Genomic DNA, 22,487 nt, shown 5'->3' with positions numbered 1-22,487 from the left:
CTTGTCGTGAAAGCGCTTTCGTGTCAGGCTTCATTCATCCCGACGAAGACTCGAGGACTCACGATCGACGTAGATCGTCGTCGGTCGAATGGATGCCGCACCGTGCTCCGGCACATCGCGCCCCACTCGTCGACCCTCATTTTCACCTGATCAGGAGGCAAGGTGCTGTTCGCACGTGCCGGCAGACGACTGCTGGCCCCGATCGCGGCCGCGCTGGCGGTCACGCTCGCCGGATGCGCGGGCGGGGGGACCGGGGGCGCCGCGGGCGACCCGACGGAGATCACGATCGCCGACGCCGGGTTCGCCCAGGCCAACTTCGACCCGACCAAGAGCGACATCAACGTCAAGTTCTATCTCGAGCCGGTCTACGACACGCTCATCCGCCGGATGCCGGACGGGTCCTACACCCCCAACCTGGCCACGGACTGGTCCTATGAGGACCCCACCACCTTCGTGATGGACCTGCGCGAGGGGGTGACCTTCAGCGACGGCACCCCGTTCGACGCGGAGGCGGCGAAGGCCAACATCGACTTCCAGCGCACCGGGTCCGGGCCGCTGTCCGGTCAGCTCGCGGCGATCTCGGAGGTCTCCGTCACCTCGCCGACCCAGCTCCGGATCACCCTGTCGACGGCGTTCCCCTCGCTCCCCACGGTCTTCTCGTCGATCACCGGGATGATGGTGGCCCCCGAGTCACTGGGCGCGGAGACCCTGGCCACCGCGCCGGTGGGAACCGGTCCGTACGTCCTGGACACGGCCGCTTCGGTTCCGAACAGTTCCTACGTGTACACGAAGCGCGACGACTACTGGAATTCCTCGCACTTTCACTACGAGACGGTCAACATTCGGCCGATCGCCGACACCAGTGCCATGGTGAATGCGCTGCGTAATGACGAGGTCCAGATCGGTAAGCTCTATACGATCCCGCAGCTGGAGATCAAGGACCAGGCGGGGATCCCGTTCGCGGGCGTCCCGTACAACGTGGACACGCTCTGGCTGCTCGACCGGGCGGGCACGGTCGTGCCGGCGCTGGGCGACCAGCGCGTGCGCCAGGCGATCGGCATGGCCATCGACCGGGACGAGATCGTCGACGGGCTGTCCAAGGGTTACGCGGTGGCGACCAGCCAGATCCTCAAGGAGGGCATGGAGGGCTACGACCCCGCCCTGAACGAGCAGTACGGCTTCCAGCTCGACCGGGCCAGGCAGCTGCTCGCCGAGGCAGGGTTCGCCGAGGGCTTCACCCTGCCCATGGTGAGCACCTCGAGCTACGACCAGATGACCCAGGCGCTGGCCGCCCAGCTCGCCCAGGTCGGGATCACCCTGCAGATCGACAACGTGCCGACGAACCAGTGGGTCACGAAGATGCTCTCCGGTGAGTACGCCGCCGCGTACCTGCCCTACGGCGCCCTCGACTCCTACTACGACCTGGGTCAGATCGTGCTGCCGGACGGCGGGTTCAACCCGTTCGCCTCCTCCGACCCGCAGCTGACCGACCTGTACGCCCGGGCGGGCTCGGCGGCGACCGACGAGGAGCGGGCACAGCTGCTCACCCAGCTCAACACCCGGCTGACCGAGCTGGCCTGGATCATCCCGTTCCAGGCGGGCATCAGCGGGATCGCGCACTCGCCCACCGTCGAGGGTGTCGAGATGTCGGTCGTCGAGCCTCCGCTGCTCTACGACTGGACCCCCGCACCGGCCTCGTCCTCGTGAGCCGCAGGAAGGTGATCGAGACATGCTCCGCCTGATCGGACGCCGGCTCGTCGAGTCGGTCCCGCTGATGATCGTGGTCTGCGCGATCACCTTCCTGCTCGTGCAGCTCATCCCGGGCAGCCCGGCCGCGACGATCCTGGGCAACCAGGCGACCCCGGAGGCGATCGCCCGGCTCGAACAGGAGATGGGCCTGGACCGCCCGCCGCTCGAGCAGCTGTTCGTCTGGTTCGGCCAGGTCCTCACCGGGGACCTCGGGAACTCGCTGCTGACCGGCAGCGACGTCAACGAGGTCGTCGCGAGCCGGATGCCGATCACGATGTCGCTCGCGATCATCGCCTGCCTGCTCTCCGCCGTGCTGGGGATCTGGGTGGGCGTGGTCGCCGCGACCCGGGGCGGGCTGCTGGACCGGATCCTGACCACCGGCTCCGGTGTCGGGCTCGCGCTGCCCACCTTCTGGCTCGCCGTCGTGCTGGTGCTGGTGTTCTCCATCTGGCTGCGGTGGCTGCCCGCGACCGGCTACACCCCGTTCCTCACCGACCCCGTGGCCTGGCTGGTGCACCTGGTACTGCCGCTGACCGCGCTGTGCCTGATCCAGGTCGCCGCGGTGGCCCGGCAGACCCGGGTCGCGATGCGCGACGAGCTGGACCGCCCCTACATCCGCTCGTTGCGTGCCGTGGGCGTCCCACGCCGCTCGGTGGTGTGGAAGCACGCGCTGCGCAACGCCGCGATCCCGGTCTGCACGACGCTGGGCCTGCAGTTCATCGGCGTCCTCGGCGGCGCGGTCGTGATCGAGCAGGTGTTCGCCCTGGGCGGTGTCGGCGCCCTCACCGTCGAAGCGGCCTCCGCCCACGACATCCCGACCATCCAGGGCGTCGTCATCTACTCCACGGCCGCGGTCATCGCGGTCAACCTCGTCGTGGACATCCTCACCTACGCCCTGAGCCCGAAGGCACGCGTCTCATGACCCACTCCGTCGCCGCCGCCGACCCGGCGAAGATGCTGGCGGCCCCACCCGCCCACCGCTTCCGCCGACCGGACACCCGCTTGGTGCTGGGCCTCGGCTGGATCGTGCTGCTGCTCCTCGGAGCGCTGCTCGCCCCGGTCGTCGCCCCGCACGACCCGCTCGCCTCCGACATCGGCGCGAGCCTGCAGGGGCCGAGCGGCACGTACTGGCTGGGCACCGACAACCTCGGCCGGGACGTGTTCAGCCGCCTGCTCCACGGCGCGGGCTCCGCGATCGGTGGCGTGCTCGTCGCCATCGCGGTGGGCCTGGCCCTCGGCCTGACCATCGGGGTGGTCGCCGGTTACGTCGGGGGCTGGTTCGACACGCTGACCTCACGGATCGCGGACCTGATCCTGGCCCTGCCCGGCATCCTGCTGCTCCTGCTGGTGCTCGCCGTGCTCGGCCGGGACCTGACCTACGCGATGATCGCCTACGGGTTCCTGGTCTCCGCGGCCTTCTTCCGGCTGGCCCGGGCGGGCGCGGCGGAGGTCCGGCACGAACTGTTCGTCGACGCCGCCACCGTCGCCGGGGTCTCCCCCGCCTGGACACTGGTGCGCCACGTGCTGCCGAACATGATCCGGCCGATCGTGGTGCAGGCGTCGCTCACCGCGTCGACCGCGCTGCTGCTGCAGGCCGGCCTGAGCTTCCTCGGGCTGGGCGCGCCCCCACCCGCACCGCAGTGGGGCGCGATGGTCCAGGAGGCCTCGCAGTACCTCTACCAGTCGCCGTGGCTGATGGTCCCCACCGGCGGGGTGATCGTGCTGACCGCGTTGGCGTTCAACCTGGTCGGGGACGCGTTGACCGACGAGCGGGCCCGGCCGGTGGCGGTCCGCGACCGGGAGACCGTGCGGCCGGAGCCGGCCGTCCCGGAGGGTTCCGTGCTCGCCGCGACCGATCTGCGGGTCTCCTTCGGCGACCTCACCGTGGTCGACGGCGTCACGCTCGCCGCGCACCCCGGCCGCACCCTGGCCCTGGTCGGTGAGTCCGGCTGCGGCAAGACCCTCACCGCCCTGGCGCTCGCCGGGCTGCTCCCCCCGGACGCGCACGTGGACGGTTCGGTCGTCCTCGACGGGCGCGAGCTCGCCGGCGCATCGGAGAAAGAGCTGGAGTCGGTGCGCGGCAACGGGATCGCCTACATCTCGCAGGAACCCATCGCCTCGCTCGACCCGTCCTACTCCATCGGCAGCCAGCTGCGCGAACCGCTGAAGCTGCACGGCAGCACCGCACCAAGGACCGAGGCGGTGGAGCTGCTGCGCCGGGTCGGCATCGCCGACGCCGAGGGTGTGGCCCGCAGCTTCCCGCACCAGCTCTCCGGTGGTATGGCGCAGCGCGTCGCCATCGCGATCGCGCTGACCGGCAGGCCCCGGGTGCTGATCGCCGACGAGCCGACCACCGCCCTCGACGTCACCGTACAGGCGGAGATCCTCGATCTGCTCCGGGAGATCCAGGCCCAGGACGGCACCGCCGTGGTCCTGGTGACGCACGACTGGGGCGTGGTCGCCGACGTCGCGGACGAGGTCGCCGTCATGTACGCGGGGCAGGTCGTCGAGCACGGCACGGTCGCCGAGGTGATCGCCGCGCCGCGGCACCCGTACACCAGGGACCTGCTGGCCGCACTGCCCGAACCGGGCCAGGGCCGCGCTCCGCTCCCCACCATCCCGGGCTCGGTCCCGCCGCCCGCCGAGTGGGTCCCGACCTGTCGTTACGCCAACCGGTGCACGGACGCCACGGAGGAGTGCCTGCTGCACCCCGTCGTGCTCGCCGACCGCGTCCGCTGCCTGCATCCCGTCGCGCAGAAGGAGGAATCGTGGCAGCTCTCCTCGAGGTGACGGACCTGTCCGTCCGGTTCAAGCGGACCCTCGGTGTCGACGGCGTCTCGTTGGACGTCGCCGCCGGCGAGACCGTCGGCCTGGTCGGCGAGTCAGGCTCGGGCAAGTCGACGATCGGGCGGGCGGTGCTCGGGCTCGTCCCGCCGTCGGAGGGGTCGATCCGCTTCGCGGGCCAGGAGATCGGGCACGCCTCGCGGCGGACCCGGCGCGCGCTCGCGCACGAACTGCAGGTCGTGTTCCAGGACCCGCACAGTTCGCTGGACCCCCGGATGACCGTCGGCGCCACCGTGCGGGAGGGCCTCCCGCCCGACCGCCGCACCGACGAGCACGTCGCCGCGCTGCTGCAGTCCGTGGGGCTCCCCGCGGACGCCCGGCACCGGTATCCCCACCAGTTCTCCGGCGGGCAGCGCCAGCGCATCGCGATCGCCCGGGCCATCGGACCGGACCCGAAGCTCGTGGTCTGCGACGAGCCGATCAGCGCACTCGACCTCTCGACCCAGGCCGCCATCCTCAACCTGTTCGCCGAGCTGCAGGACCGCACGGGGGTCGCGCTGCTGTTCGTGGCCCACGACCTGGTGGCCGTCGAACACCTGTCGGACCGCATCGTCGTGCTCTACCGGGGCCGGGTCATGGAGGCCGGACCGGCCGCGGAGATCTGCGCCGGACCGCTGCACCCCTACACGCAGGCCCTGTGGGCCGCCGCACCGGTGGTGGACCCGGAGGAACAACGCCGCCGCCGGACCGCCCGCGCAGCGGCCGGGGTGGTCTCCGCCTCCGCGGCGCCCCCGACCGCGCAGTCGTCGAACGGTTGCCCCTTCGCCCCCCGCTGCCCCGTGGCCGAACCCGTCTGCCACACGGTCCGCCCGGCCGAGGAGCAGGTCGGTCACCGCCGCGTGGCCTGTCACCTGCTCGCCGCCGACCGACGGGCCGCCTGACCCCCGAACCCCGCCGCCACCACCACCCGAATCCGAGGAGATCATCATGAGGCTCGACAAGACCCAATGGACCGCCCTGCAGGAGAAGGGCGAGCTCGACGCGAAGATCGCACAGGCACTGCGCCTGGACGGTGTCGTGCTGCTCGAATCGGTGTACGACGCCGGGACCGTCGCCGAGCTGCGCACCGCGTTCGACGAGGAGCTGGCGCGTCAGATGCCGAAGCTCGAGGCCAACCGTGGTGCCAAGCGCTACGGCATCTACCTGCCGATGGCCGGCATCTGGGCACGCGAGGACATCGCGTACTCGCCGCTGGTGCGCGGCGCCCTGACCGAGCTGCTGGGCGAGAAGCTGGCCTGCACCTATCTCGCCGCCGACACCCCGCTGCCCGGCTCGGAGTTCCAGAACGCCCACGCCGACGGCTACCCGCTGTTCCCGGAGCTGCCGATCGCGCTGCCCGGCTACGCCTACGTCGTCGACGTCCCGCTGGTCGACTTCCGCGAGGACAACGGTCCGCTGGAGATGTGGGGCGGCGCCACGCACCTGATCGCCGGTCAGAACGCGGCCGAGGCGAGCAAGGACGTCCCGTCCGAGTTCGTGCTCTGCCCGGCCGGTTCCCTGATCATCCGGGACACCCGTGGCTGGCACCGCGGCACCCCGAACCGCAGCGAGGACCTGCGGCCGATGCTCGCCATGGTCTACCAGCGCGACTGGTACCGCTTCGAGGCCGAGACCGGTTCGCCGCTCATCCCGATCGCCCCGGAGGCGTGGGAGTCGTGGAGCGAGGAACTCCGGCACGTGTACCGCTTCAACACCGTGAGCGCCTCGGCATGAGCTCACCCGTTCGCTTCGGTGTCGTCGGCACGGGCTGGCGCGCCGAGTACTTCGTCCGCCTCGGCCGGTTGCTCCCTGACCGGCTCGAGGTCGCCGGGGTCGTCGCCCGTCGTCCGGAGCGGGCGGTGGAGGTGGCCGCTGCCTGGGATGTCCCCGTCTTTCCGACGACGGCGGCCCTGGTGGCGGACGCGGGCCCGGATTTCGTGATCAGCTCGGTGCCCTGGGAGGCCAATCCCGGTGTCGTCGAGGAGCTCGTCGGGCACGGGATCGCCGTGCTCAGCGAGACCCCGCCCGCCCCGGACGAGTCCGGGCTGGCCGGGCTGTGGGCCCGGGTCGGCGGGTCCGGGCTGGTGCAGGTCGCCGAACAGTACATGCTCATGCCGATGCATGCCGCCCGGCTGGCCGCGGTGCGGTCCGGGCTGCTCGGCACCGTGTCGTCGGTCCAGGTGTCCTCGACCCACCAGTACCACGCGGTGTCGATGATCCGCGGTTTCCTAGGCGCCGGGCACCCGCCCGCCGTGGTCGACGCCCGGCGGTTCCGGGGACCGCTGGTGGATCCGCTCACCCGCGGCGGGTGGACCGGTGACGCGACACCGAAGGAGGCGACCACGACCCTCGCGACGTTCGACTTCGGCCCGGCCGGGACGGGGGTCTACGACTTCACCGACAACCAGTGGCACAACCGGTTGCGCGGACGCCGGCTGGTGATCCGGGGCAGCCACGGCGAGATCGTGGACCACACGGTGACCCGGTTGCGGGACACCGAGCTGATCACCGATTCGCCGCTGCTGCGCAGGCAGAGTGGCTACGACCTCGACCTGGAGGGTTACGACACCGACCACATCCAGCTCGACGGCGAGCTGATGTGGGTCAACCCCTACTCCGGTCACCGGCTGGCCGACGAGGAGATCGCGATCCTGACCCTGCTCGACGCGACCGCGTCCTGGCGCCGGGGGGCGGGTCCCGCACCGTATCCCCTTGCCGACGCCTGCACCGACCATCTGCTCGCCCTCGCCGTCGAGACGGCCGCGACCAAGGGGGTGTCGGTGGACGTGGAGCCGGGGCCATGGGCATGACGCAGGCGGACCGGGTCGCGGAGCTCGTCGGCCGGCTGACCCTGCAGGAGCAGGCTGCGCTCACCGTGGGGGACGGTCCGTGGGCCACGGTCGCCGTCCCCCGGGTGGGGCTGCCCGGCTGGCGGATGACCGACGGCCCCAACGGCGCCCGTGGTCTCTACCGCGGGCCCGCGGCACCGGGCGTGCTGTGCATCCCCTGCGGCACCGCGCTCGGTGCCACCTGGGACCCGGATCTGGTCCGCGACGTCGCGGGCGTCGTCGCCCGGGAGACCCGCAGGCTGGACTGCCGGATGCTGCTCGCACCGACGGTCAACATCATCCGCTCGCCGCTGGCCGGCCGGACGTTCGAGTGCTACTCCGAGGACCCGGTGCTGACGGCGGCGATCGCGGTCGGGTTCATCGAGGGTGTGCAGGCCGAGGGCGTCGTCGCCACCGTGAAGCACTTCGCCGGGAACGAGGCCGAGTTCGAGCGCTACACGATCGAGTCCGTGGTCCCCGAGCGGGCGTTGCGCGAGATCTATCTGCCTCCGTTCGAGGCGGCCGTACGGGACGCGGGCGTCCTCGCCGTGATGACGGCGTACAACCGGATCAACGGGGCGATGGCGGGTGCCCACCGCGGCCTGATCGGTGAGGTCCTCCGCGGGGAGTGGGGGTTCGACGGACTCGTCGTCTCGGACTGGTGGGCCAGGGCGGAGACGGTCGGGAGCGCGCTGGCCGGGCAGGACCTGGAGATGCCCGGCCCCGGCCGGGCCTTCGGGCCCGCGCTCGTCGCCGCCGTCGAACAGGGGCTGCTCCCGGCCGAGGTCGTCGCCGCGCAGGCCACCCATCTGATCGGGGCGTTCGCCGCGGTCGGCGCGCTCGACGATCCCGACGAGCTGCCCGCCTGGCCGGCCGACGTCCCGGACCGGGACCACCTGGCGGAACCGGCCCGGCGAGCGGCCGCCGAGTCGATCGTGCTGTTGCGCAACACCGGGGTGCTCCCGGTGACCGGTCCTCCGGCCCGGGTCGCGGTGGTCGGTCCGAACGCCGCGCACCTGCAGCTGATGGGTGGCGGCTCGGCCCACCTGCGGCCGACCCGGTATCCCTCGCTGCTCGAAGCGCTGCGGGCGACCTGGCCCGGGGTCGAGATCGTGCACGAGCCAGGATGCCGCCCGGAGCGGGACCTGCCCGTGCTCCAGGGCCCGGAGCTGCGCACCGGCACCGGGGAGCCGGGCTGGACCGTGGAGTTCCTCGCCGGGGACGCGACCGGTCCGATCGTGCACACCTGCATCGGGGACGTCACCGACCTGGACTTCTTCGGCGATCCCGCGCCCGGGTTCGGGCCGGGGGCCTACACGGTGCGGGCGACCGGATTCATGAGCGCGGTGCCCGGTGAGGCCTACGACCTGTGCCTCACCGCGGACCGGCCGGTCCGGCTGCTCCTCGACGGCACCGTGGTCGCCACCACGCCGGGGCGGTACTCGGTCACCGCCGGATCCGACGAGATCGAGCTGCGGCTCGAGTTCGACGGCCCGGCGGACCGGGGGCCCTGCCGGGCACGGCTCGGCGTCGCGCCCGCCGACGACGGGTTCGACCGCGCGGTCGCCGCCGCCGAGGCGGCCGATCTCGTGATCGCGGTCGTCGGCACGAACGAGGAGGAGGAACAGGAGTCCCTCGACCGGTCCGCGCTGGCGTTGCCCGGGCGGCAGGACGAGCTGGTCTCCGCGGTCGCCGGTACCGGGACCCCCACCGTCGTGGTCGTCAACGCGGGTTCGGCGGTGACCCTGCCCTGGGCCGACGAGGTCGACGCCGTCCTCTACTCCTGGTTCGGTGGCGAGGAGGCCGACCACGCCCTGGTCGACGTCCTGACCGGTGCCACCGACCCGGGCGGGCGGCTCCCGATGACGCTGCCGCTGCGCGTCGAGCACACCCCGGCCTTCGGCAACTTCCCCGGCGAGTTCGACGAGGTCCGCTACGGCGAGGGCGTACTCGTCGGGTACCGCTGGTACGACACCCGTGCCCTGCCCGTCCGCTACCCCTTCGGTCACGGGCTCTCCTACACCTCCTTCGAGATCGGTGCGCCCGTGCTGCGCGAACGCACCGTCGACATCCCGGTGCACAACGTCGGGCACCGGGCGGGCTCGGAGGTCGTGCAGCTCTACGTGGAACACCTCGCCCCCCGGGTGTTCCGTCCCCGCAAGGAGCTGCGCGCCTTCGAGAAGGTCCGCCTCGGGCCGGGCGGGCAACACCTGGTCCGGTTCGAACTGGACGACCGCGCCTTCGCCTACTGGCGACCGGCCCGGCCGACCCGCGCCACCGCGGCGGCCGATCTCGCGGCCGACTCCCCCTTCCGGCTCGCCGACGATCCCGGCGAACCCGGCTGGTGCGTGGATCCGGGGACCTACCGGATCCACGTAGGACGGTCGGTGGACGACATCTCACACACCTTCGACCTGGAGATCTGAACATGTTTCACCTCGGATGGTTCCTCGGCAACGGTTTCGGCATCCAGCCGTGGAATCCCGCCGCCGACGGGCCTTTCACCGGCACCAATCACCTCGACTGGTGCAAGCCCGACCTCTACGTCGACCTGACCGACGCCCTCGAGCGGGCCTGCTTCGACTACCTCCTCATCGAGGACACCGCGATGGTCGAGGACACCTACCGGGGATCGGCCGAGACGTCGCTGCGGCGCGGGTTCATGGCACCCAAGAACGACCCGATGCCGCTGGTCCCGCTGATGGCGCAGCGCACGAACCACGTCGGGATCGTGCCGACGGTGTCCACGATCCAGTACCACCCGTACCTCGCGGCCCGGTTGTTCACCACGCTCGACCACCTCACCCAGGGGCGGGTCGGCATGAACGTGGTCACCTCGGTGACCGACCGGGTGGCCCAGAACTACGGCATGGACCGGCACCTCGACCACGACGAGCGCTACCTGATGGCGCACGAATGGGTCGAGGTGGTCAAGGCCCTGCAGAACTCCTGGGAGGACGGGGCCGTGCTCGCCGACCTCGAGAAGGGGGTGTACGCCGATCACACCAAGGTCAACCCGATCGACTTCAAGGGTCGCTGGTTCTCCAGCCGCGGCCCGCTGAACACGATCCCCGGCCCGCAGAAGCAGGTCCCGATCGCCTCCGCGGGTGGATCGGTGCCCGGTCGCGAACTGGCCGCCGCCCACGTGGACACCCAGATGGTGCAGTGCAAGACCATCGAGGACATCACGGCGTACGTGCAGGACATGCACACCCGGACCACGGCGCACGGCCGGAAGCCCTCCGACGTGAAGCTGCTCTTCCTCGCGATGCCGGTGGTCGCAGCCACCGATGCCGAGGCGCAGGACCGGGCGGCGCAACAAGAGGCGGCGCGGCGCTCGGACCTGGCCGTCGAGTACAACCTGTGGAACATGTCCTACACCTCCGGCGGGAGGATCGACTTCGGCGGCATCGACCCGGACACCCTCGTCGACGACATCGACCTGTCGAAGCAGAACGGCGAGCACAGCTCGATCGCCAACCTCTTCCAGGCGCAGGCCGGCAAGACACTCCGCGAGGTGGCCGCGACGTCCTTCCAGATCACCGACCTGGGCCTGGTCGGGTCACCGGACACGGTCGCCGGGAAGATGGGTGAGATCGCCCAGGAGACCGGCCTCGACGGTTTCCTGCTCTACGTCCCGCCGACCCGGTTGCGGATCGCCGAGATCACCGACGGGCTCGCTCCCGCCCTCAAGCGCCGCGGCCTGATCCGGGACGGTTACACCGGCACCACGCTGGCCCACCACCTCCAGGAGTTCTGAGCACGACCGCACCCCCGGCGGTCACCCCGCGCCGCCGGGGGTGCGCCCGCCCCGGTCCGGTGGATCGCGGCAACCGTCCGGACAGACGTCGAAAGGAACCGTGTCCTTGCAACCCAGAGATGTCCCGCCCCGTGTGCCCGGCCCCGTGGCCCGGGTCGCGGTGGTCGTCGGGAACCCCAAGGTCGGGTCGCGCACGGCGACCGCGGGACGCGCCGCGGCAGCCGCGGTCGCACCCTCGGCTGCCGTGTCGACGGTGGAGGTGGCCGAGCTCGCGCCCGGCCTGTTCACCTGGGACGACCCCGCGGTGGCGGCCGCCACCGCGACCGTCCTGGAGGCGGACCTGCTGATCGTCGCCACCCCGGTCTACAAGGCGTCCTACACCGGCCTGCTCAAGTCGTTCCTGGACCGGTTCGGTCGCGATCAGCTGCGGGCGCTGGCCACCGTGCCGCTCATGGTCGGAGCCGCCCCGCTGCACAGCCTGGCGGTGGAGGAACAGCTGCGGCCGGTGCTGGTCGAGATCGGGGCGTCCTGCCCGACCCGGGGCATCTACGTCCTGGAGTCGGCGATCGAGTCCGGTGAGCTGACCGGGCAGCTCGCCGGATGGGCGGAGCTCTGGGGACCCGCACTGCTCGCCGTCGCCGGCGCCCGCGCCTCGGCGGGCACACCGTGAGCGCGGCGCGCACGGCCGGCCGCCCCGCCCGTGGCACCGGCCCGGGGACGCCGGTCCACGACATCCCGAGCCAACCGTGGCTCACCGCCGGCCAGCTCGACGTCCCCGCCCTGCGGGCCCTCTACGGACACTTCCCCAGCGGGGTGGTCGCCGTCTGCGCCCAGGGCGCACACGGCCCCGTGGGGCTGGCGGCCAGCAGCTTCACCTCGGTCTCGATGGAGCCCCCGCTGGTGTCGTTCTGCATCCAGAACACCTCCACGACCTGGCCGGAGCTCGCCGAGCTGCCCCGGCTCGGGGTCAGCGTGCTGGGCGCCGGGCACGCCGCCGCCTGCCGGCAGCTCGCCAGCAGGCAGGGCGACCGCTTCGCCGGCCTCGACCTCGTCACGACCCCCGAGGGCGCGGTCCTCGTCGAGGGCTCGCCCGCCCAGCTGGACTGCTCGGTCGAACAGCTCGTGCCCGCCGGGGACCACGGGATCGTGCTCCTGCGGGTGCAGGCAGCGCGCACCGTCGGCGCGGAGCCACTGATCTTCCACGCCAGCACCTTCCGTGAACTCGCCGGCGGCCCGTCGACGTGAGGGGGCCGGTCGCGGCGCCGGCACCGCGCCCCGGTTCACAGGCCGGAGGCGAGCACCAGGATGACGGTCCCGTGCGTCAGCGTCGCGGCGAGCACCCCGTGCCGGTACCGCACCCACGCGCAGAGCAACCCTTCGGCGAAGGTGAAGGCGAGCACCGGCCAGCCCAGGTCGGTGACCGTCGAGGCGAGGAACACGTGCCCGGCCGCGAAGAACAGCCCGGACAGCAGCACCGCGCGTAGCGGCGGACAGCCGAGCGGGCCGGTCAGGTAGCCCTGCAGGAGGCCCCGGAACAGCACCTCCTCCAGCAGGTTCCCGCCGAAGGCGAGCACGGCGATCGCCGGGAGCAGCGCGAGCGCGACCGCACCGCCGCGCTGCTCCACCGGGACAGCGCGGGACAGCGCCACCAGTGGGCCCCAGACGACGGCGGCGGCGCCGAGCGCGGTCAGCACCGCACGCGGTCCCAACCGCCCCCACACGACGAGGCCCCGCAGATCGCGGGGCCCGTACGCGACCGCCACCGCCCCCGCCGCGCCGACCAGGCCGAGTACGACGAGCACCACCGGGTCGGCCGGGAACCGCAACCACGTCGTGCCCGCGGGCGTGCTGCCGAGCGACCACAGGCCCAGCGGCGTCATCGCGTCGCGCACAAGGACGAACCCCAGCACCAGCACCACGATCCGCAGCAGCGGCGCCGCACGGCCGAGCGCCACGAACAGCGCGCCCAGCACGATCAGGCCGGGCAGCAACCGCACCGGGTAGTCGACGAACAGGACACTGGTCACGACCTGAGCCTGCGTGGTCGGATGACCGGCGACAACTCGCGTCCGGGAGGGGGGTCACCGTGCGGAGAAGACCACGTCAGGAGCGCTCGAGGGAGACCGTGGAGATCATCCTGACGGCGGCTGCTCAGGTTTTCCACCGGGAGGGCGGCGCCGCGACCACGAACCGGATCGCCGAGCGGGCCGGGGTGTCCGTCGGATCGCTCTACCAGTACTTCCCGCACAAGCAGGCACTGCTCGACACGCTCGTCACCCGGCACGTCGCGCAGGCGCGGGCCACCCTCGACGAGGTGTTCGCGACCCTGCGCGCGGACCCACCGGACCCGGTGACGGCGCTGCTCCGGATCGCCGACACCGCGATCGAGCTGCATTCCGACCGCCCGCACCTGCACGCGCTCTTCGCCCGTGTCGCCACCCGGACGCCCACCGGTCTGGCGGCCGTCGAGGAGCTCCGCGAGGACTGCGTCCGCGAGGCCGCGTTCCACATCGGACGTGAGCCGGGAGTGGCCGACCCGGACGAGCTGGCCCGGACCGTGGTGCACGCCCTGGACGGGCTGCTGCACCATGCCCCCGCCGCCCCGGAGCGCCAACGGGCGCGGGTGCGCGAGCTCGTCCGGCTCGTCGAACCCTGACCCGGCGGCGCCCGATCCGTTCCTCGCGTGACCGGGGAGCAGACGATCAGGGGGCGGTGGCCGGGGCGGGCGGCACGGGCGGCGGCTCGGAGGCCCCGTTCACCCCCGCGACGACACCGAGAGCCAACAGCAACGCGGTCGCCGCCCCGAGTACCGCCGGCAGCACCGGCCGCACCGACGACGGCAGCTCGATCAGGCCGAGCACACCGCCCCGGCGCGACGCCGCCCCCCTTGACGCCTCGGGACCGGCCTCGGAACGCCTCGGCTCCGGGGCCCGCCCGGCCCGCTGCACGGCGTGGTCGCGGGGACGTGGGATCACCGGAAGCGCCTGGGTGGGCCCGTCGTCGAGCCGGTCCTGCACCACCGGATCGCCGGACGGCTGCGGGTCGGGCCGGGACCGCGGGCCGGCCTCCGCCTGGCGGGGCACGTCGAGGGCGAGCGGCTGCTCCGTCGGCTCGGGCCGGGCCTGGGCCGCCGCCGTGTCGGTCTCGTCGCCGGGGACGTCCGCCGCCGCCTCCCGTGGGCCGCCCTGGGCCGGCACCGACGAACCGGTGTCGGCAAGGGCGTGCCGCGGTCCACGGCTCGGGGTCTCGCTCATCGTTCCTCTTCCGAAGGGGGAGCTGCCACCGGTGTCATCGCACCCACCCCCGGGGACCGTTACCGCGCGCGACGGCCGGGAGGCCGGTCAGCCGGCCCTGCGGGCCATCGCCTGCAGGCGGGCGATCCGGTCCTCCATCGGCGGGTGCGTGGAGAACCAGCGGGCCATCCGCTCGCCCGGCCGGAACGGGTTGGCGATCATCAGGTGCGACTGCGAGGCCAGTCGGGGCTCCGGCGGCAGCGGCGCGGCGGCCGTCCCGTACTTGAGCTTGTGCAGCGCCGAGGCGAGCCCCAGCGGGTCACCGGTCAGCTCGGCGCCCGAGGCGTCCGCCTGGTACTCCCGGGACCGGCTGACGGCCATCTGCACGATGCCGGCGGCGACAGGGCCGAGCATCGCGACCAGGATGATCGCGATCGGGTTGGGCCGGTCCTCGTCGCCGCCGCCGAAGACCGACGCGAACATCGCCATGTTCGCGATGAAGGAGACGGCCGACGCCATGGCCCCGGCCACCGACGAGATCAGGATGTCCCGGTTGTAGACGTGGCTGAGCTCGTGCCCGATGACCGCCCGCAGCTCGCGCTCGTCGAGCAGCTGCAGCAGGCCGGTGGTCACGCACACCGCGGCGTTGCGCGGGTTGCGGCCGGTCGCGAACGCGTTCGGCGCGTCGGTCGGGCTGATGTAGAGCGCCGGCATCGGCTGGCGCGCCCGCTGGCTGAGCTCGCGCACCATCCGGAACAGCTGCGGGTACTCGGCCTCGGTGATCGGCTGGGCGTGCATCGAGCGCAGCGCCAGCTTCGCCGAGTTGAAGTAGGCCCAGCCGTTCATCGCCAGCGCGATCACCAGCGCGATCACCAGACCGCTGCGACTCCCGATCAGGCCTCCGATCGCGATGATCAGGGCACTCATCGCGCCGAGGAGCACGGCCGTCTTCAGGCCGTTCATGTGGCTGTGCACGCCGCCCTCACCTTCCGTGCGGTCCTGCAGGGGGTTCATCCCGTCGAACGGACGAACCGGTCACGACGTTCCCGCCGGGCGCCGACGTGTGACCCAGCACCAGCCGGACCGGATGCGCCCGGCCCCACCGCCGGGGCATGATCCCTGCCATGAGCGACAGTGGGGTCACGACCGAGGTCCGCACCGACATCACCGACGGCGTCGCGGTGCTCACCGTCTCGAACCCGGCCCGGCGCAACGCGTTGAACCTGGAGCTGTCGGGCAAGCTCGTCGAGGCCGTCGACCGGGCGGTCGCGACACCGGAGGTCGGCGCGATCGTCGTCACCGGCGAGCCGCCCGCGTTCTGCGCCGGTGGTGATCTGGCCGAGCTGGAGCGGGCCGATCCGGCGACGCTCAAGCGTGTCTACTCCGGCTTCCTGGCCCTCGCCTCCTGCCCGCTGCCGACCCTCGCGGCGGTCAACGGCGCCGCCGTCGGTGCCGGGATCAACCTGGCGCTGGCCTGCGACGTCCGACTGGCCGGGCCCACCGCGCGGTTCGACGTGCGGTTCATGCAGCTCGGCCTGCACCCCGGGGGCGGGTTCACCTGGATGGCGCAGCGCGCGCTGGGCGCCCAGGGGGCCGCCGCGATGACGCTGTTCGGCGACGTCCTCGACGCCCGGGACGCCGAGCGGGTCGGACTGGCCTGGCGCGCCTACGACAGCGACGACGAGCTGCTGGGCGCCGCACGCGAGCTGGCCGGCCGGGCCGCGGCCGCCCCGCGGGACCTCATCGAGACGACGAAGGCCACTCTGCGCGTCACCTCCCGGCTCGACGCGCACGCCGACGCGACCGACATCGAGGTCCGCGCCCAGGCCGAGTCCGTCCGGTCGGCCGCGTTCGCCGAGCGCGTCGCCGCGCTGCAGAAGAAGATCAGCAGCAAGTGAGTGACGTCACTCCCACCAGATGGACCGGACCTGTGACGGCGCCCAGGGCTGCGCGACGCTGGTCGGATTCGCGCGTTAACCTCGACTTGGCACCGCACTATCGACGGAACCGGGGGCCGATCTGCCCATGACCACCAGCGACACCTCTGTCGAGGCACGCGACTCCGGGGGCGAGCAGGGCCCGCAGGTCGTGCAGCGGGACCGGGTGGTGATCCGGTTCGCGGGTGACTCCGGTGACGGGATGCAGCTGACCGGTGACCGGTTCACCTCGGAGACGGCGAACTTCGGCAACGATCTGTCCACGTTGCCGAACTTCCCGGCCGAGATCCGGGCGCCTGCCGGGACGTTGCCCGGGGTGAGTTCGTTCCAGTTGCATTTCGCCAACTACGACATCCTGACCCCTGGTGACCGGCCGGACGTGCTGGTGGCGATGAACCCGGCGGCGTTGAAGGCGAACATCGCCGATCTTCCCCCGGGCGGGGTGCTGATCGTCAACACCGACGAGTTCACGAAGCGGAACCTGACCAAGGTCGGGTACGAGACCAACCCGCTCGAGGACGGCTCGCTGGACTCCTACGCCACCCACGGGGTGGCGATGGCGACCCTGACCCGGGGTGCGCTGGCCGAGACGGGTCTGTCGAAGAAGGACGCCGAGCGGGCGAAGAACATGTTCGCGCTCGGGCTGTTGTCGTGGATGTATCACCGTCCCTCCGAGTCGACCGAACGGTTCCTGCGGGAGAAGTTCGCCAAGCGTCCCGAGATCGCCGAGGCCAACATCCTGGCGTTCCGGGCCGGGCACGCCTACGGCGAGACGACCGAGGCGTTCGCGGTCACCTACGAGGTCGCCCCGGCCGCGCTGGACCCGGGCACCTACCGGCAGATCACCGGTAACACCGCGCTCGCCTACGGCATCATCGCCGCCGGTCGCACCACGGGGCTGCCGGTGTTCCTGGGCACCTACCCGATCACCCCGGCCTCGGACATCCTGCACGAGCTGTCGCGGCACAAGTCCTTCGGTGTGACCACCTTCCAGGCCGAGGACGAGATCTCCGGTGTCGGTGCCGCGCTGGGCGCCAGCTTCGGCGGCGCGCTCGGGGTCACCACCACCTCCGGTCCGGGGGTGGCGCTCAAGGCCGAGACGGTCGGGTTGGCCGTCGCGCTGGAGCTGCCGCTGCTGGTGATCGACGTCCAGCGCGGCGGGCCCTCGACCGGGCTGCCGACCAAGACCGAACAGGCCGACCTGCTCCAGGCCCTGCACGGCCGCAACGGCGAGGCACCGCTGCCGGTGATCGCCCCCTCGACCCCGGGGGACTGTTTCTCCGCCGCGGTCGAGGCCGCCGCGATCGCGGTCCGCTACCGCACCCCGGTGATGCTGCTCTCCGACGGTGCGCTGGCCAACGGTTCGGAGCCGTGGAAGGTCCCCGACGCCGAGTCGCTGCCCACCGTCGACCCGGGCTTCGCCACCGCACCCAACGCCCCCGACGGGTCCGGGGAGTTCTGGCCCTACCTGCGTGACCCCGAGACCCTGGCCCGCCCCTGGGCGATCCCGGGCACCCCCGGGCTCGAACACCGGGTCGGCGGACTGGAGAAGGCCGACGGGCGCGGCTCGATCTCCTACGACCCCGACAACCACGACCGCATGGTCCGCCTGCGCGCCGCGAAGATCGACGGTATCGAGGTGCCCGACCTGGTCGTCGACGACCCCGACGCCGGCCCCGACAGCCCGGGCGCGCCCCTGCTGGTCATCGGCTGGGGCTCGACCTACGGCCCGATCAACGCCGCCGCGCGGCGCGTGCGCAAGCTCGGCCACCGGGTCGCCACCGCGCACCTGCGCCACCTCAACCCGATGCCGGCCAACCTCGGCGAGGTCCTCTCGCGCTACCGCACGGTGCTGTGCCCGGAGATGAACCTGGGCCAGCTGGCGATGCTGCTGCGCGCCCGGCACCTCGTCGACGTCAAGTCCTACACCAAGGTCGCCGGGCTGCCCTTCGGCGCCGAGGAACTCCAGGACGTGTTCCTCGACCACCTCACCGGACTGGAGGCCCACACGTGAGCACCGACCTCGGGCTGCCCTCGATCGGCGGACTCGACCAGGTCCCGCACACCGAGGAGAAGCAGACCGCGAAGGACTTCACCTCCGACCAGGAGGTCCGCTGGTGCCCGGGCTGCGGCGACTACGCCGTGCTCGCCGCGGTCCGCCAGTTCCTGCCCACCCTGGGCATCCGCCGTGAGAACACCGTGTTCGTCTCCGGCATCGGCTGCTCGAGCCGGTTCCCCTACTACCTCAACACCTACGGGATGCACTCCATCCACGGCCGTGCCCCCACCATCGCCACCGGCCTGGCCACCACCCGTCCCGACCTCAGCGTCTGGGTCGTCACCGGCGACGGCGACGCACTGTCGATCGGCGGCAACCACCTCATCCACGCCCTGCGCCGCAACGTCAACATCACCATCCTGCTGTTCAACAACCGCATCTACGGCCTGACCAAGGGCCAGTACAGCCCCACCAGCGAGGTCGGGAAGGTCACCAAGTCCACCCCCATGGGCTCGCTCGACCACCCCTTCAACCCCATCTCCCTGGCCCTGGGCGCCGAAGCCTCCTTCGTCGGACGAGCCCTGGACTCCGACCGCAAGGGCCTCACCAGCGTGCTGGCCGCCGCCGCCGCGCACCGCGGCGCCGCCCTGGTCGAGATCTTCCAGGACTGCCCCATCTTCAACGACGGCAGCTTCGACGTCCTGCGCAAACCCGACACCAAGGACCAGCGGATCATCCCGCTCACCCACGGCGAACCCATCGTCTTCGGCGCCGACGACACACGTCGGGCCGTCGTCCGCGACGGATTCGGCCTCACGGTCGTCGACGCGGCGAGCGTGACGCAGCCCGACATCGTGGTGCACGACCAGACCGACCACGAACTCGCCTTCGCCCTGTCCCGCCTGTCCGACCAGGACCTCACCCACACCGTCACCGGCGTCTTCCGCAACGCCCCCCGCCCCACCTACGACGACGCCGCCCGCGCCCAGGTCGCACACGCCGAACGCAACGGCACCGCCGACCTGCAGGCCCTGCTCAACGGACAGGACACCTGGACCATCCTCTGACCGGACGATCTCAGCGCGCGCCGGGCCGCTCGTGCCAGGCGATGAACCCGGCCGCCCGGGCACCGGACTCGCTCTCGAAGTAGAGGTCGGCCCGCGTCCGCACGTAGTACGGGGACTCCGTGGTGTGGAACCGGCGGGACCCGCTGTGCACCTTCACCCGATGTGTCTCGGGCGGCTCGGATCCGTCCTCGGGTGCCAGGACGGACCCCAGGTACGGTCCGGGCCGCACGCCCTCGGGCAGCGGCGCCGAGGCCGCCGCGGGCCCGATCAGCCGCGAGTCCAACGCGGCCAGCGCCGAACCACCGGTCGCGGGCGGCTGGGCCGGTCGCGCGGGGCGGGTGGGCAGCAGCGGTTCGGGCGGCCCGGCCTGCTCGGGAAGCACCGGCTCCGGCAGCGGTGCGGGTTCGACGTCGTCGGGCAGCGCGTGCCGCCCACCGGGTTCGTCCTCCCCTGCCTCGGCACCGGCCTGCTCGGGCACCAGGGTGGTGGGTTCCTCCGCTGCGCGGGGCCGCGGCACCGACGGGGCGTCGTCGACCGGGCCCTCGCCCGCCGTCCCTGCCGCCGCCTCGGGCCGGGTGCCCGCCGGCACGTCGCGCGCTGTCCGCGCCGCCGCATCGGACCGGGCGCCCGCCGACACCTCGCGCTCGGTGCCGGGCTCCGGGCCGGACTCCGTGACGGGTTCCGGGGCGGACTTCGTGACGGACTCCGGGCCGGACTTCGGGTCGGGTTCCGGGGCGGACCCCGTGTCGGGCTCCGGCTCGCCCCCGGCCCCGGCCGCCGGCCCGGGACCGATCGGGCCTGCGTCGGGGGACGGTACGTGGGCCCCGGCGGCCGCCGCCGCGGGATCGACCGGTGTCGCGGTGTCGAACAGACCGGGAGCCTGCGGCGGCTCCACGTCGCGCCCTCCGGCCTCGCGCACCTCCGCTGCCTCGTCCGGGCCGTCGTCGCGCGCCCGGGCCACCAGCAGCCCGACCACGGCGAGCACGACGACGATCGCGAGCAGTGCCCACATCCAGCCCATGACCGGACCTCCGTCCGCCCGGGAGCTCTCCGGGCGCAGTGCTTGGTATCAGTGCTTGGTATCACGGATCGTGCACGCCGTCATCGCGGTCGCGCCTCCGCGTACCCTTCCCGGATCATGGTGCCCGTGACGGGCGACGGAGCGGTAACGGGATGACGACGCATTCGCCCGAACGAACCACCCCCGGCCGGGACGAGCTGGACCGGAAGGGCCTGGCCGCCGGGATCGCCTCGTACGTGCTGTGGGGCCTGTTCCCGGCGTTCTGGCCGCTGCTGGACCCGGCGGCGCCGATCGAGGTGCTCGCCCACCGGATCGTCTGGACGACGGTGCTGATGGCCGCCGTCCTCACCGTGCTGCGCGGGTGGCGCGAACTGAGGGGGCTCGACCTGCGGGGCTGGCTGGCCACCTGTGCCGCCGCGCTGTTCATCGCGGTGAACTGGGGCCTGTTCATCTGGGGAGTGTCGGTCGGCCGGGTCGTGGAGATCGCGCTCGGCTACTACATGACGCCGCTGGTCGGGGTGCTGCTCGGTGTCGCCGTGCTGCGGGAGCGGCTGCGCGCGGCGCAGTGGGCGGCGCTGGCGCTGGCCGCCGTCGCCGTGCTGGTCATCGGCATCGGGGCCGGCACCCCGCCCTGGCTGTCGATGGCCCTGGCCTGCTCGTTCGGGATCTACGGCCTGCTCAAGGCGACGGTGCGGCTCCCGGCGGCGACCAGCCTCACCGCCGAGGGTCTGGTCCTCGTTCTCCCGGCGGCGGTGTACCTGGTGGTCCTGGAGAGCTCCGGGGCCGGGACGTTGTTCGACCTGGGCCCCTGGCACCTGCTGCTGATGCTGTCGGCAGGGCCGGCGACGGCGCTGCCGCTGCTGCTCTACGGCGTGTCCGCGCGCCGGATCCCGCTGAGCACACTGGGTGTGCTGCTCTACATCAACCCGACCCTGCAGTTCCTGTGGGGCGTGTTCGCCGTCGGCGAGGACATGCCCACCGTCCGCTGGGTCGGGTTCGCCCTGGTCTGGGCCGCGCTGGTGCTGTTCACCGTCGACCTGGTGCGGCGGGCCCGCCGCGCTGCTCAGCCGGTGCGGTCGACGGTGTAGTCGGTCAGTGTCCGCAGCGCGTCGATCGCGGGGCAGGCCGGCAGCACGTCGAGTTCCGCGCGGGCCCGGTCGGCGTATCCGGACACCGTCTCGCGTGCCTTCACCAGCGCCGCCCCGGACCGCAGCAGTTCCAGCGCCTCGGCGACCTCGCCGTCGTCGGTGACCGGGGCGGCCAGCAGCTCACGGAGCCGGCGCGACGACGCCGAGTCGTCACCGTCGCGCAGCGCGTACAACATCGGCAACGTGTGCACTCCCTCCCGCAGGTCGGTCCCCGGCGTCTTGCCGGAGTCACCCGCCGGGCTGGCGATGTCGATGATGTCGTCGGAGATCTGGAAGGCGGTGCCGATCAGGTCACCGAACCGGCGCAGTGCCTCGACGTGCTCCTCGGGGGCCAGCGAGAACATCCCGCCGTACCGCCCGGACGTGGCGATCAACGAACCGGTCTTCTCCCCCACCACCCGCAGGTAGTGCTCGACCGGGTCGTCCGAGGCCTTCGGGCCGCGGGTCTCGCGCATCTGGCCGGTCACCAGCTGGGCGAAGGTCTCGGCGATGATCCGGACCGCGTCCGGGCCCAGGTCGGCGACGAGCCGCGACGCGTGCGCGAACAGGAAGTCACCGGTGAGGATCGCGATCGAGTTGTCCCAGCGGGAGTTCGCCGACTCCGCGCCGCGGCGCATCGCGGCCTCGTCCATCACGTCGTCGTGGTACAGCGTCGCCAGGTGGATGAGCTCCACCACGGCCGCCGCCGTGACCACCTCGTCGCGCTCCGGATGCGGCCCCACCTGGGCCGCCAGCAACGTGAACAGCGGCCGGAACCGCTTGCCGCCCGCCTCGATCAGGTGCAACGAGGTCTCGGTGACGAACTCGTAGTCGCTGTGCACCTCGCGGTGCAGCAGGTCCTCCACCCGCTTCAGCCCGTCCGCCGTGGCCTCGGCCAGGACCGGATCGGCCATCCGGACCCCGGCCACACTCTGTGTATCCA

20 protein-coding genes are annotated in these 22,487 nt (G+C 72.4%); 15 read left to right on the top strand and 5 right to left on the bottom strand.

Features of this window, described 5'->3' with window-relative positions; all coding sequences use genetic code 11:
- Positions 1-162: 162 nt before the first annotated feature.
- From AB0J24_RS22985 to AB0J24_RS22940, 10 genes are all read left to right on the top strand, one after another.
- Entirely contained in the window at positions 163-1,707 is a 1,545-nt protein-coding gene (locus AB0J24_RS22985; protein WP_358684582.1) for an ABC transporter substrate-binding protein, read from the top strand.
- 22 nt (positions 1,708-1,729) lie between these two features.
- On the top strand, positions 1,730-2,671 hold the full coding sequence (locus AB0J24_RS22980) for an ABC transporter permease (RefSeq protein ID WP_358684579.1): 942 nt from the start codon (positions 1,730-1,732) through the stop codon (positions 2,669-2,671).
- Positions 2,668-4,539 (top strand): dipeptide/oligopeptide/nickel ABC transporter permease/ATP-binding protein, encoded by a 1,872-nt coding sequence (locus AB0J24_RS22975; RefSeq protein WP_358684576.1) that lies wholly within the window; start codon positions 2,668-2,670, stop codon positions 4,537-4,539. The genes AB0J24_RS22980 and AB0J24_RS22975 overlap by 4 nt, the downstream gene beginning before the upstream one ends.
- Entirely contained in the window at positions 4,518-5,474 is a 957-nt protein-coding gene (locus tag AB0J24_RS22970) for an ABC transporter ATP-binding protein (RefSeq protein WP_358684573.1), read from the top strand. The genes AB0J24_RS22975 and AB0J24_RS22970 overlap by 22 nt, the downstream gene beginning before the upstream one ends.
- Positions 5,475-5,520: 46 nt before the next feature.
- Positions 5,521-6,306 carry a phytanoyl-CoA dioxygenase family protein gene (locus AB0J24_RS22965; RefSeq protein ID WP_358684570.1) on the top strand — a complete coding sequence of 262 codons (786 nt, stop codon included), beginning with the start codon at positions 5,521-5,523 and terminating at the stop codon, positions 6,304-6,306.
- Positions 6,303-7,382, top strand: coding sequence for a Gfo/Idh/MocA family oxidoreductase (locus tag AB0J24_RS22960; protein WP_358684568.1), 1,080 nt, complete (start codon positions 6,303-6,305; stop codon positions 7,380-7,382). Before AB0J24_RS22965 ends, AB0J24_RS22960 begins: the two co-directional genes overlap by 4 nt.
- Positions 7,373-9,826, top strand: coding sequence for a glycoside hydrolase family 3 C-terminal domain-containing protein (locus AB0J24_RS22955; protein ID WP_358684565.1), 2,454 nt, complete (start codon positions 7,373-7,375; stop codon positions 9,824-9,826). The genes AB0J24_RS22960 and AB0J24_RS22955 overlap by 10 nt, the downstream gene beginning before the upstream one ends.
- A gap of 2 nt (positions 9,827-9,828) precedes the next feature.
- Complete coding sequence (locus AB0J24_RS22950; protein WP_358684563.1) at positions 9,829-11,160, top strand: NtaA/DmoA family FMN-dependent monooxygenase; 1,332 nt, start codon at positions 9,829-9,831, stop codon at positions 11,158-11,160.
- A gap of 133 nt (positions 11,161-11,293) precedes the next feature.
- Positions 11,294-11,830 (top strand): NAD(P)H-dependent oxidoreductase, encoded by a 537-nt coding sequence (locus AB0J24_RS22945; protein WP_358684561.1) that lies wholly within the window; start codon positions 11,294-11,296, stop codon positions 11,828-11,830.
- Positions 11,827-12,405: a flavin reductase family protein gene (locus tag AB0J24_RS22940; RefSeq protein WP_358684558.1), complete on the top strand. Its 579-nt coding sequence runs from the start codon at positions 11,827-11,829 to the stop codon at positions 12,403-12,405. Before AB0J24_RS22945 ends, AB0J24_RS22940 begins: the two co-directional genes overlap by 4 nt.
- Before the next feature lie 35 nt (positions 12,406-12,440).
- Here the strand turns inward: AB0J24_RS22940 and AB0J24_RS22935 are convergent, their stop codons facing one another.
- On the bottom strand, positions 12,441-13,187 hold the full coding sequence (locus AB0J24_RS22935) for a CPBP family intramembrane glutamic endopeptidase (RefSeq protein ID WP_358684555.1): 747 nt from the start codon (positions 13,185-13,187) through the stop codon (positions 12,441-12,443).
- A gap of 98 nt (positions 13,188-13,285) precedes the next feature.
- Between AB0J24_RS22935 and AB0J24_RS22930 the strand changes: the two genes are divergently transcribed.
- Complete coding sequence (locus tag AB0J24_RS22930; protein WP_358684553.1) at positions 13,286-13,816, top strand: TetR/AcrR family transcriptional regulator; 531 nt, start codon at positions 13,286-13,288, stop codon at positions 13,814-13,816.
- A 46-nt stretch (positions 13,817-13,862) separates the two neighbouring features.
- Here the strand turns inward: AB0J24_RS22930 and AB0J24_RS22925 are convergent, their stop codons facing one another.
- Positions 13,863-14,414, bottom strand: coding sequence for a hypothetical protein (locus AB0J24_RS22925; RefSeq protein ID WP_358684551.1), 552 nt, complete (start codon positions 14,412-14,414; stop codon positions 13,863-13,865).
- An 87-nt stretch (positions 14,415-14,501) separates the two neighbouring features.
- Positions 14,502-15,368 (bottom strand): zinc metalloprotease HtpX, encoded by an 867-nt coding sequence (gene htpX, locus AB0J24_RS22920; RefSeq protein WP_358684615.1) that lies wholly within the window; start codon positions 15,366-15,368, stop codon positions 14,502-14,504.
- A 149-nt stretch (positions 15,369-15,517) separates the two neighbouring features.
- On the opposite strand from htpX, the gene AB0J24_RS22915 reads away from it, so the two are divergent.
- From AB0J24_RS22915 to AB0J24_RS22905, 3 genes are all read left to right on the top strand, one after another.
- A complete protein-coding gene (locus AB0J24_RS22915; RefSeq protein WP_358684549.1) occupies positions 15,518-16,291 on the top strand; it encodes an enoyl-CoA hydratase in 774 nt (257 codons plus the stop codon).
- 127 nt (positions 16,292-16,418) lie between these two features.
- Positions 16,419-18,344, top strand: coding sequence for a 2-oxoacid:acceptor oxidoreductase subunit alpha (locus AB0J24_RS22910; protein ID WP_358684547.1), 1,926 nt, complete (start codon positions 16,419-16,421; stop codon positions 18,342-18,344).
- A complete protein-coding gene (locus tag AB0J24_RS22905; RefSeq protein WP_358684545.1) occupies positions 18,341-19,396 on the top strand; it encodes a 2-oxoacid:ferredoxin oxidoreductase subunit beta in 1,056 nt (351 codons plus the stop codon). The genes AB0J24_RS22910 and AB0J24_RS22905 overlap by 4 nt, the downstream gene beginning before the upstream one ends.
- 10 nt (positions 19,397-19,406) lie before the next feature.
- Here AB0J24_RS22905 and AB0J24_RS22900 read toward each other — a convergent pair whose 3' ends face one another.
- Complete coding sequence (locus AB0J24_RS22900; protein ID WP_358684542.1) at positions 19,407-20,417, bottom strand: hypothetical protein; 1,011 nt, start codon at positions 20,415-20,417, stop codon at positions 19,407-19,409.
- A 152-nt stretch (positions 20,418-20,569) separates the two neighbouring features.
- Here AB0J24_RS22900 and rarD point away from each other — a divergent pair, with 152 nt between their 5' ends.
- On the top strand, positions 20,570-21,505 hold the full coding sequence (rarD, locus tag AB0J24_RS22895) for an EamA family transporter RarD (protein WP_358684539.1): 936 nt from the start codon (positions 20,570-20,572) through the stop codon (positions 21,503-21,505).
- On the opposite strand, the gene AB0J24_RS22890 is transcribed toward rarD, so the two are convergent.
- On the bottom strand, positions 21,481-22,458 hold the full coding sequence (locus tag AB0J24_RS22890; protein WP_358684613.1) for a polyprenyl synthetase family protein: 978 nt from the start codon (positions 22,456-22,458) through the stop codon (positions 21,481-21,483). The genes rarD and AB0J24_RS22890 overlap by 25 nt on opposite strands.
- Positions 22,459-22,487: the final 29 nt, after the last annotated feature.

Origin of the sequence: Pseudonocardia sp. NPDC049635, from assembly GCF_040659795.1 — a bacterium.
Taxonomy (GTDB): Bacteria; Actinomycetota; Actinomycetes; order Mycobacteriales; family Pseudonocardiaceae; genus Pseudonocardia.
This window is presented reverse-complemented; position numbering and strand designations above follow the sequence as displayed.

Excerpts from the sequence above, each read along its gene's own strand:
- AB0J24_RS22980 (WP_358684579.1), top strand. The coding sequence starts at position 1,730 with ATGCTCCGCCTGATCGGACGCCGGCTCGTCGAGTCGGTCCCGCTGATG.
- AB0J24_RS22975 (WP_358684576.1), top strand. The coding sequence starts at position 2,668 with ATGACCCACTCCGTCGCCGCCGCCGACCCGGCGAAGATGCTGGCGGCC.
- AB0J24_RS22965 (WP_358684570.1), top strand. The coding sequence starts at position 5,521 with ATGAGGCTCGACAAGACCCAATGGACCGCCCTGCAGGAGAAGGGCGAG.
- AB0J24_RS22960 (WP_358684568.1), top strand. The coding sequence starts at position 6,303 with ATGAGCTCACCCGTTCGCTTCGGTGTCGTCGGCACGGGCTGGCGCGCC.
- AB0J24_RS22955 (WP_358684565.1), top strand. The coding sequence starts at position 7,373 with ATGGGCATGACGCAGGCGGACCGGGTCGCGGAGCTCGTCGGCCGGCTG.
- AB0J24_RS22950 (WP_358684563.1), top strand. The coding sequence starts at position 9,829 with ATGTTTCACCTCGGATGGTTCCTCGGCAACGGTTTCGGCATCCAGCCG.
- AB0J24_RS22925 (WP_358684551.1), bottom strand. The coding sequence starts at position 14,414 with ATGAGCGAGACCCCGAGCCGTGGACCGCGGCACGCCCTTGCCGACACC.
- AB0J24_RS22915 (WP_358684549.1), top strand. The coding sequence starts at position 15,518 with ATGAGCGACAGTGGGGTCACGACCGAGGTCCGCACCGACATCACCGAC.
- AB0J24_RS22910 (WP_358684547.1), top strand. The coding sequence starts at position 16,419 with ATGACCACCAGCGACACCTCTGTCGAGGCACGCGACTCCGGGGGCGAG.
- AB0J24_RS22900 (WP_358684542.1), bottom strand. The coding sequence starts at position 20,417 with ATGGGCTGGATGTGGGCACTGCTCGCGATCGTCGTCGTGCTCGCCGTG.
- rarD (WP_358684539.1), top strand. The coding sequence starts at position 20,570 with ATGACGACGCATTCGCCCGAACGAACCACCCCCGGCCGGGACGAGCTG.
- AB0J24_RS22890 (WP_358684613.1), bottom strand. The coding sequence starts at position 22,458 with ATGGCCGATCCGGTCCTGGCCGAGGCCACGGCGGACGGGCTGAAGCGG.